The following is a 975-nucleotide window of genomic DNA, read 5'->3' as shown; positions in this document are numbered from 1 at the left end:
CCGGAACCAGGCCGCCGTTGGACTGCATGACGAGCAGCTCGGACTTCCCGCCGCTATCGGCGATCGCCCCGGACAGCAGCCTGACGTACCGCGTCAGGGCAGGCATGAGGGCAGTGTTGAGGCAGGTGCTCAGGGTGCGCTCGTACTCGCGATACTCACGGCTGAGCTCGGACGACAGCGTGAGGTAGCACTCCGGATAGACATCCGCGAAGATCGCACGGACGGCTTCCTCATGGACCGGGTTCCGGTAGCTGTTGAGCAGCGACACCGCCACGGCCTCGATACCCATGCTCTTGAACTCCTCGGCGACAGCGCGGACCGAGTCGGAGTCGAGCGGCACCATCTCGTCCCCGGTGTGAGCCATGCGGCCCTTCACCTCACGCACGAGCTCGAGGGGCACCACACGAGGTGGCTTCTCCCAGTAGGCGATGTTGCCGAAGCCACCCGGCACGGTCTGGCGAGCGCACTCGAGCACCTCGCGGTGCCCGTGTGCGACGATCAGCCCGGCCTCGCTGTACTTGCTCTCCAGGATCGCGTTCGTCGCCACCGTAGTGCCGTGCATGACCATTGCAGTGTCGTCCGCGCTGACGCCGTGCTCCGTCAGGCCGCCGAGCCCGTTCGCGAAGCTCTCCGAGGGATCCCACGGGGTCGACGGGACCTTCTCGTAGACGCGCCGACCGGTCTCCTCCTCGATCGCGACGACGTCCGTGAACGTCCCCCCGATGTCAATACCAACTCGCCACGTCATTTGGCATCCCTTTCGGTTGCTCGATTGCCGGTGAGTGGGCGGCCGCTGTGTCAGGCCGGCCTGCGGCGGTGACCTGGCCCACACCGACCGACGGGAACTCAGTACAGAGGTCGGCCCGGCCGGTCACAAGCGACAGGCTCACAGCGTTGACCGGGGTCGGCTGTGCATTTGCTGTCCGACCCGGCGGGCGAACGTCTCGGCCAGGTCGCCCGCAAGATCGCGGATGC

The 975-nt window shown here is 66.9% G+C and carries 1 protein-coding gene; it reads right to left on the bottom strand.

Features of this window, described 5'->3' with window-relative positions; translation table 11 throughout:
- A partial coding sequence (locus PKE99_RS37800) for a hydantoinase/oxoprolinase N-terminal domain-containing protein (protein ID WP_271215064.1) occupies window positions 1-748 on the bottom strand: 748 nt, incomplete at its 3' end.
- Between the last annotated feature and the right edge of the window lie 227 nt (window positions 749-975).

Origin of the sequence: Pseudonocardia halophobica (assembly GCF_027922425.1) — a bacterium.
In the GTDB taxonomy this organism is placed as follows: Bacteria; Actinomycetota; Actinomycetes; order Mycobacteriales; family Pseudonocardiaceae; genus Pseudonocardia; species Pseudonocardia halophobica.
Note: the sequence above shows the minus strand (reverse complement) of the source record. Positions and strands in the feature narration are given on the sequence as shown.